Origin of the sequence: methane-oxidizing endosymbiont of Gigantopelta aegis (genome assembly GCF_016097405.1) — a bacterium.
Classification (GTDB): Bacteria; Pseudomonadota; Gammaproteobacteria; order Methylococcales; family Methylomonadaceae; genus Methylomarinum.
The window spans coordinates 1067610-1086972 of record NZ_JAEHGD010000001.1 but is presented as its reverse complement, the minus strand read 5'-3'; the positions used below and the strand labels follow the sequence as shown (position 1 = coordinate 1086972).

Genomic DNA, 19363 nt, shown 5'->3' with positions numbered 1-19363 from the left:
TTGAATTTATATGTAATTCAACTGAATTACATCAAAGAACAGGAAAAAAAATGCTCAGCATCGAAAATCTTCATGCCAATGCCGGCGAAAAGCCGATTTTGAAAGGTCTAAATCTACAGATTAATCCTGGCGAAGTGCATGCCATCATGGGGCCGAATGGGGCCGGGAAAAGTACCTTGTCACATGTGTTGACGGGTAAAGAAGGTTACACCGTCACAGATGGTAAGGTCACGTTTTGTGGTAAAGACTTGCTGGAAATGGCACCGGAAATCCGAGCACGGGAAGGTGTCTTTTTAGCGTTTCAATATCCGGTGGAAATTCCGGGGGTCAGCAATATTTATTTTCTGAAAGCAGCGCTGAATGCCATGCGCAAACACCGTGGCCAAGATGAAGTGGATGCGATGGATTTTTTGACCTTAGTGAAGGACAAGGTCAAATTGCTCAAAATGGATGAAAAGTTTCTTTATCGCGCGATCAATGAGGGCTTTTCGGGGGGTGAAAAGAAACGGAACGAAATTTTACAGGCGATGATTCTGGAACCGAAGTTGTGCATCTTGGATGAAACTGATTCCGGTTTAGATATTGATGCCCTGAAGATTGTGGCCGAAGGCATCAATGCTATGCGATCAAAGGAGCGTTCGTTCTTGATGATTACGCATTATCAGCGCTTGCTGGATTATGTTGAACCGGATTTTGTGCATGTTTTGGCCGATGGCAAAATCGTAAAAACCGGCGGGCCCGAATTGGCCAAAGAGCTGGAAGAAAGTGGTTATAGTTTTCTGGAACAGCAGGTTGCATGATGACTGAGACAGCTTCATTGGCATTGATTGAGGATTATCCGCAGCTTAAAGCCGATTTGCCAGGATACGATGTGGACTGGTGCCGGGCGTTTCGTGAACAGGCATTTAGTCAATTTTCGGCATCGGGCTTTCCTTCACCACGAGAAGAAGAGTGGCGTTATACCAATGTGTCGGCAATTGAAAAAAAGCGTTTTCATTGGGCAGCGGCCGAAAAAACGATTGATCCGGCATGGGTGCAATCATTGTTTCTTGATGATTGCTGGACTGTGGTATTGATTGATGGTGTGTTTTCGTCCGATTATTCCCGGTTGTCGGGATTGCCGGATGGCGTTATGGTCGCTTCTGTCGCCGAAATCTTGCAGTCAAACCCGGATGCATTGAAGGGGTATTTGGGGCAGGCCGTAAGTGATAAAGAACATAATTTTATTGCATTTAACAGCGCTTGGTTTCGTGATGGGATATTTATTCGCGTCGAGGCGGGTGTCAATCTTGAACAGTCCATCCAGATTGTTCATGTCACGACGCAGACTGAAACATTGTCGTGTACGCGGCAGATTTTTGTGTTGCAAGAAGGTGCGGCTGCAGAAATTATAGAAACCTATGCCGGTCAGGATTGTGCGTATCTGACAACGTCAGTCAATGAGGTTTTTCTGGCCGACAAAGCGCAGCTGAGTGCTAGCAAGGTTCAGCAAGAAGCAGAGCAAGCCTGGCATTTCGGTGGCTGGTATGTCAAACAGAGCGCTCAGGCACAGTTTACCCATCATCATTTTGCATTTGGGGGGTTATTGACCCGCACGGATATTCATTGCGATCTGGAAACAGCGGCCGAATGTGAGCTTAATGGATTGTTTTTAGGTATGAAGCGCCAGCATCAGGATAGCCATACCCGTATCGTGCATCAAAAACCGGATGCAATCAGTCGTGAGCAATATAAAGGTGTGTTGGATCAGCGTGCACGGGGCGTGTTTCAAGGGCGAGTCATTGTGGCTCAGGATGCTCAGCGTACAGACTCGCAGATGAATAATCAGAATCTTTTATTGTCCGAGTATGCTGAAATCGACACCAAACCACAGCTTGAAATTTATGCGGATGATGTGAAATGTGCACATGGTGTCACGGTGGGGCAATTAGATGAAAATTCTGTGTTTTACTGCCAGTCGCGTGGGCTCGATGAAGAGAGCGCCAGAAATATGCTCACGTTTGCTTTTGCCAATCAGATGGTTAAAAAGCTTGAACGAAAAGATCTGCATGATCATGTGTTGTCACTATTATTACAACGCTTTCCACAACAAGGTGTTGATAGTAGTTGGTTATAACTTAACAATCACTCAAAATGACTCAATTTCCAATTCAAAAAATACGGGAAGACTTTCCCATACTGCAAGAAAAAATTCGTAACAAGCCGTTGGTTTATCTGGATAATGCAGCGACTTGCCAGAAACCTGCAGCAGTTATCGAGGCCATGTCACATTTGTACCGGCATGATTATGCCAATGTGCATCGCGGTGTTCATACCCTAAGTGTGCGCTCAACAGATTTGTATGAAGGGGCGCGGGAAAAAGTGCGCCAGTTTATCAATGCCAAGAGTCATAAAGAGATTATTTTTGTTAAAGGCACCACCGACGCGATCAATCTGGTCGCACAAAGCTTTGGCCGTACCCAAATAAAAGCGGGTGATGAAATTCTGATTACCGCGATGGAGCATCATTCCAATATTGTGCCTTGGCAAATGTTGTGTCAGCAAACCGGTGCGGTGTTAAAAGTTGCCCCAATTAACCACAAAGGTGAATTGCAAGTCGATCAATTTGAAAAACTGTTGAGTGATAAAACTCGGCTGGTTTCGGTTGTGCATATGTCTAACGCCTTGGGCACAATCAATCCTGTGAAACAGCTGATCGACAAGGCGCATGCACGCAATATTCCGGTATTGCTCGATGGTGCGCAGGCGATTCCGCATATGTGCGTTGATGTGCAAGATTTGGATTGCGATTTTTATGCCTTTTCGGGGCATAAGTTGTATGCGCCGACAGGCATTGGTGTGTTGTACGGCAAGCAGGAATTGCTGGAGGCGATGCCACCATATCAAGGCGGCGGCGATATGATTCGGAAAGTGACGTTCGAAGCAACTGAATATAATGATTTGCCGTATAAATTTGAAGCGGGGACGCCGGCTATCGCTGAAGCGATAGCGTTGGGTGCTGCTATTGATTACCTGGTTGAGGTGGGGATGGATTCGGTTGCCACTTATGAAGCTGAATTACTGGCCTATGCCACCGAAGAGGCGCGTAAAATAGAAGGCTTGCGAATTATCGGGGAAGCGGAAAACAAAGGTGCGATTTTGTCGTTTGTATTAGATAAAATTCATCCGCATGATATTGGCACCATGCTGGATAGTCTTGGCATTGCGGTGCGTGCCGGGCACCATTGCGCCATGCCAGTGATGGATTTTTTCCAGGTTCCGGCTACCGCGCGGGCTTCGTTCGCCATGTATAATACGGTCGACGAAATTGATGTATTAATGGATGGGATTAAATCCCTGATTGAGGTGTTTGGCTAATGTTTGATGATTTACGTGATCTTTACCAGGAAGTTATTTTCGATCACAATCGAAATCCACGCAATTTCCGGGTCATGGAAGATGCTGATCGTACGGTGGAAGGATTTAATCCCTTATGCGGTGATCGTCTGACCTTGTATATAAAGCTCGATGGCGACAAGATTGTCGATGCCAGTTTTCAGGGCTCCGGCTGTGCCATTTCTACCGCATCGGTGTCGCTGATGACTGAAATCATCAAAGGAAAAACAATTGATGAGGCAGAGGAACTGTTTGAAAAATTCCATGAGATGACAACTGGCAAGGATGAAGACATTCAATTGGAAGCGATGGGCAAGCTGGCTGTTTTGGCCGGTGTCCGGGAGTATCCGGCACGGGTCAAATGTGCCACGTTGGCTTGGCATACCCTGGATGCTGCCTTGAAAAACCAGGAAACCAGCATTTCGACAGAATAAACCGCCTATGTCAGGCTTAGTGCTCGCCGTATTGCTGAATCCAGATCGGCAGTCGGACTGTCAGCATTTGGCTGAGCGGTTAGCGTTGCCAGTGCTGTCGGCAGAACAGGTCATGGCAGATTCTGGTTTTGAATTTTTTCTGAGCTATCGGGATGGTGCGTTAAAGCTGCTGGACAGACAGTCTTTGAAAAAAGGCGGTTTGCAGGTCGAAATTGAACCACGTCCGGGTGAGCAGCATTCCTGGCCCGCGCCGAGAAAGAATATACTCGCTCAGGCCATCGGTAAAAAAACACGGACGGTGATGGATGCCACTACGGGGTGGGCGCAAGATTCACTGGCTTTATTCCGTATGGGCTATCAATTGCGCTGTCTTGAGCGTTCTCCAGTCTTGCATGCATTGATTGCCGATGGCTTTAAGCGTTTATCTGAAAAAGACTGGGTGCAAAGAAGGGCATTGGAGATGCCTGAGTTGATTTACGGCGATGCCATCACATTACTGGGCGATTTGCCACAGGTCGATTGTATTTATCTAGATCCTATGTTTCCTCCTAAGCGCAAAAAATCAGCTCTGACAAAAAAGTCCATGGCTGTTTTGCGACATATTCTTGGTGATGACCTGGATAGGATGCAGTTATTCGAGGCGGCCATGTCGGCTGCCGGCAAGCGGGTTGTCATAAAAAGTCCTGATTATGCTGAACCTTTAGCTAAGCCCGATCAATCTTTTCGTAGCAAATTGTTGCGATATGATGTTTTTTTGCGATAAAGGCGGCGGTTGCTTTCGGGTACAATGTGTCTTTTTAAAAATCGGAAAAGCGTATGAGTGATTGGATTGATGTGGCGGCGGCCGATGCTATCGCTGAGGGAGAGCATGTCGTTGTCGATGTCGATGGCAGCGATGTTGCAATATTTAATCTGAAGGGTGAGTTTTATGCGATTGAAGATGTCTGTACGCATGATGGCGCCGAAATCGCGAGCGGTGAACTGGATGGTGATGAAATTATTTGTCCGCGACATGGTGCCAGATTTTGTATTCGAACGGGTGAAGTAAAATGCCCGCCTGCTTATGAAGATGTTGCCGTTTTTCCGGTTCGGGTCGTCAATGGACGCATACAGATTAAAGATACACGCTGGGATTAGGGGCTGTTGCCGTTTTGAAAATCCCCCTTGAAATTCAATAACTCCGCCACATAGATTGTTTATTTTGACTCAAAAACAAGCAAACTATGCCCCGACAAATGCTTACGGATGAACTTTGGGAGAAACTGAAGATAATTATGTTGAAAATGGGAATTTATGACAAACCTTGTCTTCGAAAAACAGTCGAAGGTATTTTTATCGCTTGCGAGTAGGTTGTCCCTGGAGAGATTTACCCACGGCTTTTGGTAATTGGAATGCGGTATATAAACGATTCAATGACTGGTCTCGTAAAGAAAAACTGATGGGTATTTTTAACGCCTTGGTTGTTGATCCAGACCTGGAATGGGAATTTATTGAGGGAGTATTGTGAAAGCACATCAGCATAGTAGTGGTGCGGCCTGTGAACAAGAAACAGCGATAGGGAAATCTGTCGCCGGGAACACCAGTAAAATTCATATGGCCGTTGATGCCTGTGGTCTTCCTATTCATTTCTCAGTGACAGGCGGCGAAGTTCATGACTGTAAAGAAGCACCGAAATTAGTTGCAGAGCTCCCAAAGGTGACTATATAGTTGCTGACAGAGGCTATGACAGTGAAGCATTACGTCTTCAAATTAAAGACAAAGGGGCTGTTCCTGTTATCCCAAGAAAAAAGAATTCAACTCGGGGAAATGATGAAATGGATTGGTGTCTCTACAAATATCGCCATCTCGTTGAAAATGTGTTTGCAAGACTTAAGCATTTCAGAGCGATCGCCACGCGATATGACAAACTCAAACGAAATTTTGAAGGCTCTATCGCTCTGGCTTGCGCCTTTTTATGGTTACCTATGTGAAATGGCAACAGCCCCTAGTATCGCATCCATTTAAGCCAACCTTGTTATTGTGGCGTCATACATCTACATGTTGTTGACAGCAAGGCTGGATTAAATACATGGATCGCTTTTCATTGTCAGGAAAATCGGGTTACTTTACCCATCATTATAAAGAGTGCTGTCATCGCTTATGAATGAATATCTTGTTTGGAATATTGATCCTGTGCTGCTGGATCTTGGTGCTGTGAAGATTCGCTGGTATGGCTTGATGTTTGCATCGGCTTTTATGGCGAGTTTTTATGTGATGCAGTGGATCTATCGGCGCGAAGGCAAGAATGTCGAACAGCTGGATGATCTGTTGTGGTATATGGCGATTGGTACGATCGTTGGCGCCCGTCTTGGCCATTGTTTGTTTTATGATCCTGTGTTTTATCTGACCCATCCGCTTAAGATTTTCGCCATCTGGGAAGGGGGGTTGGCCAGTCATGGTGCCAGTATCGGCATTATTCTCAGTTTATATCTGTACGTGCGTAAAACAGGAGATAATTTTCTGTGGTTACTGGACAGGGTTGCCATGACGTCAATGATTGCGGCATCCTTTATTCGTGTCGGTAATTTTTTTAATTCTGAAATCGTCGGTATTCCGGCGCAGATACCTTGGGCGATTATTTTCCCGCGTGTGGATACCTTGCCGCGCCATCCGGTGCAGCTTTATGAATCCATTTCATATGCCGTTATTTTTCTCGTTCTGGTCTGGGTTTATCGGAAAACGGCTGAAAAACAAATCAATGGTTTATTGTTTGGCCTGTTTTGTATTCTGGCGTTCAGTGCTCGTTTCGTATTGGAATTTTTTAAGACGCGGCAGGCTTCCTACAATCATGATTTTTGGTTGACGACCGGGCAAATACTCAGTATTCCATTTTTCCTGATCGGTGTTGGCGTCGTTGTCTGGGCGTTGAAACGTTATCGGCGGCAATTGTTACAATAAGGTATAATTAGCTGTTTTTTCAGGATATAGCCGACTGTTTCAACAGTTATAATGATTTATGCAAGAAATAAACCCGATTAAAAATAAAATTGCCGACCTTAGCGAAAGGACACAGGCGCTCAAGCAGTATCTCAATTATGAGGAAAAAAGCGAGCGATTAGTTGAAGTTCTAAGAGAGCTTGAGAGTCCTGATGTGTGGAATAATCCCGAACAGGCGCAGGCGTTAGGAAAAGAGCGGGGGCAGTTGGAGGCTATCGTCGAAACGATTGATGAGCTGGAGCACGGTTTGAGTGATTTGGCTGAATTGCTGGAAATGGCAGTTGAAGAAGGTGATGCGGAAACGGTTGATACGGTCGCTGAGGATTTGAATCAATACGCGCGTAAGGTCAACAGTTTGGAATTTCGACGGATGTTCTCTGGCGAGATGGACGCTAATAATGCCTTTCTCGATATACAAGCCGGTTCTGGCGGTACGGAAGCACAGGACTGGGCATCCATGCTGCTCAGAATGTATCTGCGCTGGGGTGAGCAAAAAGGCTTCGCTACCTCAGTGATCGAAGAGTCTCCAGGTGAGGTGGCCGGTATTAAAAGTGCAACGATTCTGTTTGAAGGTGATTATGCCTTTGGCTGGTTACGGACTGAAACAGGCGTTCATCGCCTGGTCAGAAAATCGCCGTTCGATTCCGGTAATCGCCGCCACACATCATTTGCATCGGTTTTTGTTTCGCCCGAAATCAATGATGATATTGATATCGACATTAATCCGGCCGATTTGCGGATTGATGTGTATCGGGCGAGTGGTGCCGGTGGTCAGCATGTCAACCGAACCGAGTCGGCCGTCCGTATCACACATAATCCAACCGGTATCGTGGTGCAATGTCAGAATGACAGGTCGCAACACAAGAATAAAGATACCGCGATGAAACAATTGAAAGCCAAGTTGTATGAGCTTGAAATGATGAAGCGTAGCGAAGCACAGCAGGCACTGGAAGATACTAAATCCGATATTGGCTGGGGTAGTCAGATTCGCTCTTATGTATTAGACCAGTCGCGGATCAAGGATTTGCGTACTGGCGTCGAAACAGGCAATACTCAAGCGGTATTAGATGGCGACCTGGATCAATTTATCGAAGCCAGCTTGAAAGCTGGTCTGTAACCAAAACTATGACTAAAGCATAAAATGACAGAGACCGTACAAGACGAACAGGAACAAATCCAGCAACGCCGGCAAAAGTTGCAGGCGTTAAGAGCTGAAGGAATCGCCTTTCCTACCGATTTTCGCCGCAATGTAGTTGCCGGAGAGCTACTAGCTGAATATGGTGAAAAAAGCAAAGAGGAATTAGAAGCGAATCCAATTCGGGTCAAAGTAGCTGGCCGTATGATGACGCGCCGCATTATGGGAAAAGCAAGTTTTTGCCATATTCAAGATATGTCCGGCAAAATTCAGCTTTATGTCACACGTGATGTTTTGCCGGAAGGTTTCTATAACGAACAGTTTAAAAAATGGGATATTGGTGACATTATCGGCGCCGAAGGTGTTTTGTTTAAAACCAAGGTGGGGGAGCTGAGTATCCGGGTCGATAATATTCGTTTGTTGACCAAAGCGTTACGCCCTTTGCCTGAAAAATTTCATGGCATTGCCGATCAGGAGATTAAATACCGGCAGCGTTATCTTGATCTGATTATGAGCGAACAGTCCCGAAAAATCTTTCGGATTCGCTCGCAAATCGTTTCGTATATTCGCCAATTTTTGATTGAACGTGATTTTCTTGAGGTTGAGACGCCGATGATGCAGGTCATTCCCGGCGGCGCAACGGCCAGGCCGTTTAAAACCTATCACAATGCGCTGGATCTGGAAATGTATTTGCGTATTGCCCCTGAACTTTATTTGAAACGATTAGTGGTCGGCGGTTTTGAACGCGTGTTTGAAATCAATCGCAATTTTCGCAACGAAGGGCTTTCGACTCGGCATAATCCAGAATTCACCATGCTGGAGTTTTATCAGGCCTATGCTGAATATGAAGACTTGATGGACTTGACTGAAGCGATGCTCAGAGGTATCGCCAAAGAAATTGTCGGTGAATCTGTGATTGAATACCAAGGTGAAAAATATGATTTCGGTAAGCCGTTTGAACGGATGACGGTGGTTGAGTCCATATTGCATTTTAATCCCGATTTGACCCTATCTGATATTGATAATCGGGATGCCGCTGTCAAGGTAGCGGAAAATCTGGGTATTCCAGTTAAGGAGAGTTATGGGTTGGGTAAAGTCCAGATCGAGATTTTTGAAAAAACCGTGGAGCATCGTCTGATGAATCCAACCTTTATTACCGCCTACCCGGTTGAGGTATCACCGTTGGCGCGGCGCAATGATGAAAACCCTGAAGTGACAGATCGGTTTGAATTTTTTGTCGGCGGGCGCGAAATCGCCAATGGCTTTACCGAATTGAACGATGCGGAAGACCAGGCTGAACGTTTTCGCAAACAAGTGGAAGAAAAAGAGGCCGGTGATAACGAAGCGATGCATTATGATGCAGATTATATTACCGCATTAGAGCATGGCATGCCGCCAACAGCGGGTGAAGGCATTGGTATTGATCGGTTGGTTATGTTGTTTACCGATGCGCCGAGTATTCGAGATGTTTTATTATTTCCACATCTCAAACCAAAACAGTAGACCTGAGGAAAATGATGGCAGTTTCAGAACAAGACTTTAAAAACACACTGAGATTATGGGCAAGCGGCGTGACTGTTGTGACAGCAAAATCCGAGCAAGAGGGTGTCAAAGGCATGACGGCAACATCTTTTAGCAGTGTTTCACTGGAGCCACCGCAAATTCTGGTATGTATCCATGAAAAAGCCGATACCGGCAAGGTGATTCTGGAGCAGAACAAATTTGCGGTCAATATTTTAAACAGCGAGCAGCAGGATGTTTCAAATCAATTTGCTGGCGCGAATAGTCAAGAAGAGCGCTTTGCCAATGTGGATTGGGAAGAAGGCAAAACCGGCTCTCCTGTGTTGAAAAATTCTTTGGCGAGCCTTGAGTGTACGCTGGTACAGCAAGTGAAGGCTGGAACGCACTGGATTGTAATCGGTCAGGTCGAAAGTGTCACTCAAAACCAGGGTGCGCCATTACTCTATTTTGATTCAGCTTATCGCAACTTGGCTGAAGACTAAAAGCTGTATTTTTCGGAGCCATAAAATACTAAAGACGCATGACGATACTCAAAAAAATAACACTACCGCATTTTCCGGTTCATGATGTTGACGTTGAGCATAATCCCAGAGATTATTATGTCGCCTTGGCGGCGTTTGTGGGTGTTGCGTTGTGTTTTATCATCGATTCTGTGGCAGGGCCTAATTTACAGCGAGCCTTAGGTGTGGCCGGATGGGTGACCTTGTTTGTTTTTCTGGCAGGCGAATCGGCTCATGTGCGAGCGCAAGTGCTTGTCGCGGTCGCTTTTGCGACGCTCGGGGAGCATTTTGCATCAATATATATGGCAGGTTATACCTATCGAATGGAAAATGTTCCAGCTTTTGTTCCTCCAGGTCATGGTATTGTTTATTTGACTGCGGTTGTACTGGGGCGATCGGGATTTTTCCAGCGTCACGCGCGAAAAATATTGCAATTTGTCGTTGTTTTTGGCGGCATTTGGGCGGCATTGGCATTGTTCGGGATTTCCGGCAGAAAAGATGAAATTGGTGCTATTTTATTTACAATTTATCTTATTTTCCTCTTGAAAGGGCGCTCTTCAATGGTTTATTTAGGGGCGTTTTTTATTACAACCTGGGTTGAGCTCGTAGGTACTGCCTTAGGAACCTGGAATTGGGCGGCTATAGATCCGGCATCGACTTTAGCACAAGGGAATCCGCCAAGTGGGGTTGCTGCGTGGTATTGTTTGGTTGATGCTGTAGCATTGGCAGGGTCGGCTTTTTTATTACAAAAAATTGAACGCTATAATCTGAAGCGCTTAGCTTGGCCGAAATTTGCCCGCTTGTCAGGAATTAAGAACACAACTAAGTAGATGGCAAAAAAAACAAAAAATAACGCGTCAAGTATTCGCGTATATCGACGATTACTCGGTTACGTAAAGCCCTATTTATGGGCTTTTTTTATAAGTGTCATTGGTTTTTTGCTGTATTCGGCAACACAGCCGCTTTTTGCCGCAGTCATTAAGCATATCATCGATACCTTGCAAAGTGATCAGCGTGAAAAAATGCTCTATTTGCCTTTGTTGTTTGTCGGTTTGTTTTTTATCCGGGGTGTTGGTACTTATCTAGGTAATTATTTTTTAGCTAAAGTCTCCAACAATGTTGTTCATGATTTACGCTGTGCCGTATTTGATCAATACACATTATTACCGACGGAATATTTTGATAAAAACAATCATGGTTATTTAATTTCCAGAATTACCCATAATGTGGGTGAAGTGACTACAGCTGTAACCGATGCCGTGCGAACATTTGTTCGAGAAGGCCTGACTGTTTTAGGATTGCTGGCTTATTTGTTTTATAGCGAATGGCGGCTGACATTGATTTTTCTGACCATTACCCCGGTTATTGCAATCATGGTTGGATATGTCAGTAAGCGGCTTCGGCGCTTAGGCAAAAATATACAAGATTCAGTGGGGGATATGACTCATGTTGCCTCCGAGCTTATCCATGGTAATAGGATAGTTCGTAGTTATGGTGGTCAGGAGTATGAGAAAAAACGTTTCCATCAAAGCAGTTGGCGTAATCGAAGCCAATCATTAAAGCTGTCTGCAACAATGGCGATTCATAATCCCTTGATGCAATTTTTTATATCTTTGGCGTTAGCCGGTTTGATGTATCTGGCTTTATTTATTATGGAAGATAGTAGTGCAGGTAGTTTTGTAGGGTATTTGACTGCCGCTTTTATGCTGCCTAAACCTATTCGACAGCTTAGCGATGCGAATAGCCTCATCCAAAAAGGGATTGTTGCAGCGGAAAGTATTTTTGAAGTTCTGGATGAAGAAATAGAAAAAGATACAGGGCATTATGAAGTTGACAGGGTTGATGGTGAAATCGAATATAAGAATGTCTTTTTTTCCTATGATAAAGATAAAAATGTCTTAGATAACTTGAGTTTTAAAATAAAGCCAGGGCAAACGGTAGCCTTAGTTGGCCCATCAGGTGGTGGCAAAAGCTCCATAATCAATTTGTTGCCTCGGTTTTATGATTATGAAAAAGGACAAATATTACTGGATGGCGTTGAAATAACAGATTACACCTTAGCCTCATTAAGAAAACAAATTGCTTTAGTCAGTCAAAACGTCACCTTGTTCAATGATACGGTCGCCAATAATATTGCGTATGGAGAGTTGAATGGTGCTAGCCGTGAAGATATCATTCAAGCCGCAAAGGATGCTTACGCCTTGGAATTTATCGAAAAATTACCAGAAGGCTTTGATACCAATATTGGGGAGCAAGGGATAAGTTTGTCAGGTGGGCAACGACAAAGGTTGGCATTGGCCAGAGCGATTTTAAAAAATGCATCAGTATTGATCCTGGATGAGGCGACATCGGCCTTAGACGTTCAATCAGAAAAATATATTCAGGCGGCTTTAGATAAAATTATGAAAGGAAGGACGACGATTGTTATTGCGCATCGTCTTTCAACGATAGTTAAAGCAGATGTAATTTTTGTGATTAAAAGTGGCAAAATCGCCGAAAAAGGAACACATCAGGCGTTACTGGAGGCCAAAGGTCTATATTGGGCGCTTCAAAAGGATTCAGGACTTTTTAAAAAGGCATAAAAACCGTTTGACAGTTTTAAAGAAGTGGGTATAATGGCCTGCTCTTTCGCGATGGAATTGCGAAGTGCCGGGACGGCGGGGTTGGCGATGTTTTTTGTTCCAACTTTTTTAAAAGGATTTGACAGACGGATTTGGGTCTGTATAATGGTCGGACTCAACGGGGCAGGTTGCTCCGGACCGGTTATCCGGCCGATGCTCTTTAACAAAACAATCGAAATAATTTGTGTGGGTACTTGTGGTGGATATTTTAGACTGTACTAAGATATTCGACACAGATATTCATGTCAATTCTAAAGCAGAATTTACGTTGATTCTGGGTCGAGCCAAGATTGGATACTCGTCTTACAGAGTATCAAACATTATTAAACTGAAGAGTTTGATCATGGCTCAGATTGAACGCTGGCGGTATGCTTAACACATGCAAGTCGAACGGTAACAGGCCCTTCACCTAAATTTATTTGCTAAAGAGCAGTTGAGAACACATGCGATAGATTTAGGTGAGGGGTGCTGACGAGTGGCGGACGGGTGAGTAACGCGTAGGAATCTGCCCAGTGGTGGGGGACAACTTGGGGAAACTCAAGCTAATACCGCATACGACCCTCACCTAGAATTGAGTGTTTTTATTGAGGATATGTTAGGAAGTCATTGTTCTGACATATTCAGTAGAGAACATTGAATTCTAGGTGAGGGTGAAAGCGGGGATCTTTTAGACCTCGCGCCATTGGATGAGCCTGCGTTAGATTAGCTAGTTGGTGGGGTAAAGGCCTACCAAGGCGACGATCTATAGCTGGTCTGAGAGGACGATCAGCCACACTGGGACTGAGACACGGCCCAGACTCCTACGGGAGGCAGCAGTGGGGAATATTGGACAATGGGCGAAAGCCTGATCCAGCAATACCGCGTGTGTGAAGAAGGCCTGAGGGTTGTAAAGCACTTTCAGAAGGGAGGAAAACACACGGGCCAATACCCCGTGTCTTGACATTACCTTCAGAAGAAGCACCGGCTAACTCCGTGCCAGCAGCCGCGGTAATACGGAGGGTGCGAGCGTTAATCGGAATTACTGGGCGTAAAGCGTGCGTAGGCGGTTTGTTAAGTCAGAAGTGAAAGCCCTGGGCTCAACCTGGGAACGGCTTTTGAGACTGGCAGACTAGAGTTGAGTAGAGGGGAGTGGAATTTCCGGTGTAGCGGTGAAATGCGTAGAGATCGGAAGGAACACCAGTGGCGAAGGCGACTCCTGGACTCAAACTGACGCTGAGGTACGAAAGCGTGGGTAGCAAACAGGATTAGATACCCTGGTAGTCCACGCCGTAAACGATGTCAACTAACCGTTGGGCGCATTGAGCGCTTAGTGGTGGAGCTAACGTATTAAGTTGACCGCCTGGGGAGTACGGCCGCAAGGCTAAAACTCAAATGAATTGACGGGGGCCCGCACAAGCGGTGGAGCATGTGGTTTAATTCGATGCAACGCGAAGAACCTTACCACCCCTTGACATCCCAGGAATCCTTTAGAGATAGAGGAGTGCCTTCGGGAACCTGGAGACAGGTGCTGCATGGCTGTCGTCAGCTCGTGTCGTGAGATGTTGGGTTAAGTCCCGTAACGAGCGCAACCCTTATCCTTAGTTGCTAGCAGGTTAAGCTGAGAACTCTAGGGAGACTGCCGGTGATAAACCGGAGGAAGGTGGGGACGACGTCAAGTCATCATGGCCCTTATGGGGTGGGCTACACACGTGCTACAATGGCCGGTACAGAGGGCAGCGAACTCGCGAGGGTAAGCAAATCTCACAAAGCCGGTCCAGTCCGGATTGCAGTCTGCAACTCGACTGCATGAAGTCGGAATCGCTAGTAATCGCGAATCAGAATGTCGCGGTGAATACGTTCCCGGGCCTTGTACACACCGCCCGTCACACCATGGGAGTGGGTTGCTCCAGAAGTGGCTAGTCCAACCTTTTAGGAGGGCGGTCACCACGGAGTGATTCATGACTGGGGTGAAGTCGTAACAAGGTAGCCCTAGGGGAACCTGGGGCTGGATCACCTCCTTACAAAGACAGCTAAAAGCCGTCATGAGTGTCCACAACAAATTATTTCGATTGAGAGAGAAGATGAGCCTGGGCCTGTAGCTCAGTTGGTTAGAGCGCACCCCTGATAAGGGTGAGGTCGGAGGTTCAAATCCTCCCAGGCCCACCAATTTTGCGTTGCTCTGCGTTAAATGCTCGCTCACGTACTAACGTACGCTACGCGACCATTTGCCTTGATCAACACAAAATCCGAATAATCTAAAAGGCGAATCAAAAGGATTGGTCATGATAGATTAAACGGGAGATGGTCTGGGAAAGCGGGAATTGCTTAACAGCAAATACCAGTTTACTGGGGCCATAGCTCAGCTGGGAGAGCGCCTGCCTTGCACGCAGGAGGTCGGGAGTTCGATCCTCCCTGGCTCCACCATCATGAGGCAGGTGGGAAGAAACCAATGCTATCTGATTTCGATAAAAACTATTATCGAGAACCGATAGCATTAGTTTTAAAAAAAGACTAATAGCTCTTTAACAATGTGGAAATCTGTAACCGATTCTTAAACAGAATCGAAACGAGTTACATCAAACAATAGGCGACTATTGACTTGATGCTAATGAGTTCTCAAGCAGAAAAATCGTAGTGTCAGCTGACGATATAACACAACAGATGTTCAGCCGCAGTTTCGAAAGAAAGTGCAGTCAAACAGACTGATTGGGGTTATATGGTCAAGTGAATAAGCGCATACGGTGGATGCCTAGGCAGTAAGAGGCGATGAAGGACGTTGTAGCATGCGATAAGCCACGGGGAGAATGCAAACATTCTTTGATCCGTGGATTTCCGAATGGGAAACCCAATCGACACCAAGTCGATTATCCTTACCTGAATACATAGGGTAAGGAGGCGAACCGGGAGAACTGAAACATCTAAGTACCCCGAGGAAAAGAAATCAACCGAGATTCCCTAAGTAGCGGCGAGCGAACGGGGATTAGCCCTTAAGTCCAGCACCATTTAGTGGAATGCTCTGGAAAGTGCAGTCATAGATGGTGATAACCCAGTACACGAAAAATGGTGCTGGATGAAATCGAGTAGGTCGGCGCACGTGAAACGTTGACTGAATATGGGGGACCATCCTCCAAGGCTAAATACTCCTTACTGACCGATAGTGAACCAGTACCGTGAGGGAAAGGCGAAAAGAACCCCGGAGAGGGGAGTGAAATAGATCCTGAAACCGTATGCGTACAAGCAGTGGGAGCCCCTCACCTAGATGGTATTCTGGTGTTTAAAACACCACGCCTCTAAGTGAAGCACCGAAAGACAACATTCACGAGTCTTGTGAGTGCCATCTAGGTGGGGGGTGACTGCGTACCTTTTGTATAATGGGTCAGCGACTTACATTTTGTGGCAAGCTTAACTGAATAAGGGAGGCGTAGCGAAAGCGAGTCTTAATAGGGCGAAAAGTCGCAAGGTGTAGACCCGAAACCGGGCGATCTATCCATGGCCAGGTTGAAGGTTGGGTAATACCAACTGGAGGACCGAACCGACTTATGTTGAAAAATGAGCGGATGAGCTGTGGATCGGAGTGAAAGGCTAATCAAGCCCGGAGATAGCTGGTTCTCCTCGAAAGCTATTTAGGTAGCGCCTCGTGTATAACTGTTGGGGGTAGAGCACTGTTTCGGCTAGGGGGTCATCCCGACTTACCAACCCGATGCAAACTCCGAATACCAACAAGTTGCAGCACGGGAGACACACGGCGGGTGATAAGGTTCGTCGTGGAAAGGGAAACAGCCCAGACCGTCAGCTAAGGTCCCAAAATCATAGCTCAGTGGAAAACGATGTGGGAAGGCCCAGACAGCCAGGAGGTTGGCTTAGAAGCAGCCACCCTTTAAAGAAAGCGTAATAGCTCACTGGTCGAGTCGGCCTGCGCGGAAGATTTACCGGGGCTAAGCTATGTACCGAAGCTACGGATTCATCCTTTAGGATGAGTGGTAGAGGAGCGTTCTGTACGCCTGCGAAGGTGAACTGAGAAGTTTGCTGGAGGTATCAGAAGTGCGAATGCTGACATGAGTAACGATAATGGGGGTGAAAAACCCCACGCCGAAAGCCCAAGGTTTCCTGCGCAACGCTAATCGACGCAGGGTTAGTCGGCACCTAAGGCGAGGCCGAGAGGCGTAGTCGATGGAAAACAGGTTAATATTCCTGTACTTGTTATAGCTGCGATGGGGTGACGGAGAAGGCTAGGTCAGCGACCTGTTGGATTAGGTCGTTTAAGCGTGTAGGGAGAGAGCTTAGGTAAATCCGGGCTCTTGTTAATCCTGAGGCGTGATGACGAAGCATGCTTTTAAGCGTGCGAAGTGATTGATGCCCGGCTTCCAAGAAAAACCTCTAAGCTTCAGGCTATGACGAGCCGTACCCCAAACCGACACAGGTGGGTGGGATGAGAATTCTAAGGCGCTTGAGAGAACTCGGGTGAAGGAACTAGGCAAAATGGTACCGTAACTTCGGGAGAAGGTACGCCCTTGGTAAGTGAAGCCCCTTGCGGGTGGAGCTGAAGAGGGTAGCATTAAACTGGTGGCTGCGACTGTTTAGCAAAAACATAGCACTCTGCAAACACGAAAGTGGACGTATAGGGTGTGACGCCTGCCCGGTGCCGGAAGGTTAATTGATGGGGTTACCCCTCACCTAGATTATTTATAAAATGTATTACGTTTATGTACTTTATAGTCGAGAAAAAGACACGTTTTATTTAGGTTATACCGCTGACTTAAAACAGCGTTTTAATCAACATAAAAACGGAGCAAATAAATCGACTAAAAAACACAAGATTGGATACTTTCTTATTATGAAGCTTACTTAACAGAGCAGGCTGCAAGAAAAAAGAGAAAGTAACTTAAAGCGTAGTGGAAAAGCGTATCATAGTTTGAAACAACGAATACGTGACAGTTTAGATAATCTAGGTGAGGGGGAAGCTCTTGATCGAAGCCCCGGTAAACGGCGGCCGTAACTATAACGGTCCTAAGGTAGCGAAATTCCTTGTCGGGTAAGTTCCGACCTGCACGAATGGCGTAACGATGGCCACACTGTCTCCACCCGAGACTCAGTGAAATTGAAATTGCGGTGAAGATGCCGTATACCCGCGGCTAGACGGAAAGACCCCGTGCACCTTTACTATAGCTTTACACTGGACTTTGAACCTACTTGTGTAGGATAGCTGGGAGACTGTGAAGCGAGGACGCCAGTTCTCGTGGAGTCGTCCTTGAAATACCAGCCTGGTATGTTTGAAGTTCTAACCTAGGCCCGTTATCCGGGTTGGGGACAGTGTATGGTGGGTAGTTTGACTGGGGCGGTCTCCTCCCAAAGCGTAACGGAGGAGCACGAAGGTACCCTAATCCTGGTCGGAAATCAGGAGGTTTGTGCAAAGGCATAAGGGTGCTTGACTGCGAGACGGACGTGTCGAGCAGGTACGAAAGTAGGTCTTAGTGATCCGGTGGTTCTGAATGGAAGGGCCATCGCTCAACGGATAAAAGGTACGCCGGGGATAACAGGCTGATACCGCCCAAGAGTTCATATCGACGGCGGTGTTTGGCACCTCGATGTCGGCTCATCACATCCTGGGGCTGAAGCAGGTCCCAAGGGTATGGCTGTTCGCCATTTAAAGTGGTACGCGAGCTGGGTTCAGAACGTCGTGAGACAGTTCGGTCCCTATCTGCCGTGGGCGTTTGAGATTTGAGGAAGCTGCTCCTAGTACGAGAGGACCGGAGTGGACGTTCCTCTGGTGTTCCGGTTGTCACGCCAGTGGCATTGCCGGGTAGCTATGAACGGACAGGATAACCGCTGAAAGCATCTAAGCGGGAAGCCCCTCCCAAGATGAGATCTCACTGGGACTTAAAGTCCCTGAAGGGCCGTTGAAGACCACAACGTTGATAGGCGGGATGTGGACGTGCAGTAATGTATGAAGCTAACCCGTACTAATTGCCCGTGAGGCTTGACCATATAACACCCAATGAGTTTGGTGTTATGTGAGCGATGACATAACGTTTTGACTGCATGAGATTACAGATTTCTGCATCGAGGGGAAACCCTCAAGGCAACGGCCTTTACAGGCCAAAACAGTTTGCCTGGTGAACATAGCGAGCGTGAACCACCCGATCCCATCCCGAACTCGGAAGTGAAACCGCTTAGCGCCGATGATAGTGTGGCAGGTTGCCATGTGAAAGTAGGGAATCGCCAGGCTCTTAAAATAAAGCCCAACCTTAATACTAAGGTTGGGCTTTTTTTTGGCCTTTGGAAAATGAGTCAGGTATTACCGAGGGTTAACTTGAAGGGGGAATGTATCAAAATGAGGCGCTTTTTTCTTGTATGCCCCATTATGGTGCGTTCGGTTGTGGCTTTTCTTCTTGTAATTGTGTTTTATATCAATAATTTATGTTTGTGGCATGTATTGTGCTTTATTCTTTTTATGCTGTTTTTATAACAAAGGGTAAATATAATGAAACTAATCACTGCGATCGTAAAACCATTCAAGTTGGATGATGTTCGGGAGGCTCTCTCTGAGATAGGGGTTTCTGGCGTCACAGTCACTGAAGTCAAAGGCTTTGGCCGTCAGAAAGGTCATACTGAGCTTTATCGGGGTGCCGAGTATGTGGTTGATTTTCTACCAAAAGCTAAAATTGAAGTGGCTGTAGCCAATAATCAATTAGAAAATGCAGTGGAGGCGATCACTCGGGCGGCTAATACAGGAAAAATCGGTGATGGCAAGATATTCGTTACCGCCTTAGAGCAGGTCGTTAGAATAAGAACCGGTGAATCCGGCGAAGATGCACTATAAGA

General features: G+C 46.3%; 13 protein-coding genes, 2 tRNA genes, 3 rRNA genes and 1 pseudogene. All 19 read left to right on the top strand.

The window, feature by feature from the left end:
• Positions 1-50: 50 nt before the first annotated feature.
• The 19 genes and pseudogenes from sufC (at position 51) to glnK (ending at position 19361) form a co-directional block, all read left to right on the top strand.
• Positions 51-800: a Fe-S cluster assembly ATPase SufC gene (gene sufC, locus JEU20_RS05395; RefSeq protein ID WP_198244011.1), complete on the top strand. Its 750-nt coding sequence runs from the start codon at positions 51-53 to the stop codon at positions 798-800.
• Positions 800-2116, top strand: coding sequence for a Fe-S cluster assembly protein SufD (gene sufD, locus JEU20_RS05390; protein ID WP_342590463.1), 1317 nt, complete (start codon positions 800-802; stop codon positions 2114-2116). The genes sufC and sufD overlap by 1 nt, the downstream gene beginning before the upstream one ends.
• Before the next feature lie 17 nt (positions 2117-2133).
• The gene (locus tag JEU20_RS05385) at positions 2134-3357 is read left to right on the top strand and encodes a cysteine desulfurase (protein ID WP_198244007.1); all 1224 of its coding nucleotides are present in this window, start codon (positions 2134-2136) and stop codon (positions 3355-3357) included.
• Entirely contained in the window at positions 3357-3809 is a 453-nt protein-coding gene (gene sufU / locus JEU20_RS05380; RefSeq protein ID WP_198244005.1) for a Fe-S cluster assembly sulfur transfer protein SufU, read from the top strand. Before JEU20_RS05385 ends, sufU begins: the two co-directional genes overlap by 1 nt.
• Positions 3810-3816: 7 nt before the next feature.
• Positions 3817-4572 carry a class I SAM-dependent methyltransferase gene (locus JEU20_RS05375; RefSeq protein ID WP_198244003.1) on the top strand — a complete coding sequence of 252 codons (756 nt, stop codon included), beginning with the start codon at positions 3817-3819 and terminating at the stop codon, positions 4570-4572.
• Positions 4573-4625: 53 nt separating this feature from the next.
• Entirely contained in the window at positions 4626-4946 is a 321-nt protein-coding gene (locus JEU20_RS05370) for a non-heme iron oxygenase ferredoxin subunit (RefSeq protein WP_198244001.1), read from the top strand.
• An 86-nt stretch (positions 4947-5032) separates the two neighbouring features.
• A pseudogene (locus JEU20_RS05365) lies at positions 5033-5779 on the top strand (IS5 family transposase).
• A gap of 169 nt (positions 5780-5948) precedes the next feature.
• Positions 5949-6746: a prolipoprotein diacylglyceryl transferase gene (gene lgt / locus JEU20_RS05360; RefSeq protein WP_198243999.1), complete on the top strand. Its 798-nt coding sequence runs from the start codon at positions 5949-5951 to the stop codon at positions 6744-6746.
• A gap of 58 nt (positions 6747-6804) precedes the next feature.
• Positions 6805-7902: a peptide chain release factor 2 gene (gene prfB / locus JEU20_RS05355; RefSeq protein ID WP_198243997.1), complete on the top strand. Its 1098-nt coding sequence runs from the start codon at positions 6805-6807 to the stop codon at positions 7900-7902.
• Between the two features lie 24 nt (positions 7903-7926).
• Positions 7927-9423 (top strand): lysine--tRNA ligase, encoded by a 1497-nt coding sequence (gene lysS, locus JEU20_RS05350; protein WP_198243995.1) that lies wholly within the window; start codon positions 7927-7929, stop codon positions 9421-9423.
• A 14-nt stretch (positions 9424-9437) separates the two neighbouring features.
• Positions 9438-9923: a flavin reductase family protein gene (locus tag JEU20_RS05345; RefSeq protein ID WP_198243993.1), complete on the top strand. Its 486-nt coding sequence runs from the start codon at positions 9438-9440 to the stop codon at positions 9921-9923.
• Between the two features lie 38 nt (positions 9924-9961).
• On the top strand, positions 9962-10771 hold the full coding sequence (locus JEU20_RS05340) for a hypothetical protein (protein WP_198243991.1): 810 nt from the start codon (positions 9962-9964) through the stop codon (positions 10769-10771).
• Positions 10772-12523 (top strand): lipid A export permease/ATP-binding protein MsbA, encoded by a 1752-nt coding sequence (msbA, locus tag JEU20_RS05335; RefSeq protein ID WP_198243989.1) that lies wholly within the window; start codon positions 10772-10774, stop codon positions 12521-12523. It begins immediately after the preceding gene.
• A gap of 364 nt (positions 12524-12887) precedes the next feature.
• A 16S ribosomal RNA gene (locus JEU20_RS05330) occupies positions 12888-14562 on the top strand.
• Between the two features lie 68 nt (positions 14563-14630).
• Positions 14631-14707 (top strand) — tRNA-Ile (locus tag JEU20_RS05325).
• Between the two features lie 182 nt (positions 14708-14889).
• A tRNA-Ala gene (locus JEU20_RS05320) sits at positions 14890-14965 on the top strand.
• Between the two features lie 294 nt (positions 14966-15259).
• A 23S ribosomal RNA gene (locus JEU20_RS05315) occupies positions 15260-18526 on the top strand.
• Between the two features lie 124 nt (positions 18527-18650).
• Positions 18651-18766, top strand: a 5S ribosomal RNA gene (gene rrf / locus JEU20_RS05310).
• The 16S, 23S and 5S rRNA genes sit together here with 2 tRNA genes alongside, the layout of an rRNA operon.
• 256 nt (positions 18767-19022) lie before the next feature.
• Entirely contained in the window at positions 19023-19361 is a 339-nt protein-coding gene (gene glnK, locus JEU20_RS05305) for a P-II family nitrogen regulator (protein WP_198243987.1), read from the top strand.
• Positions 19362-19363 lie beyond the last annotated feature (2 nt).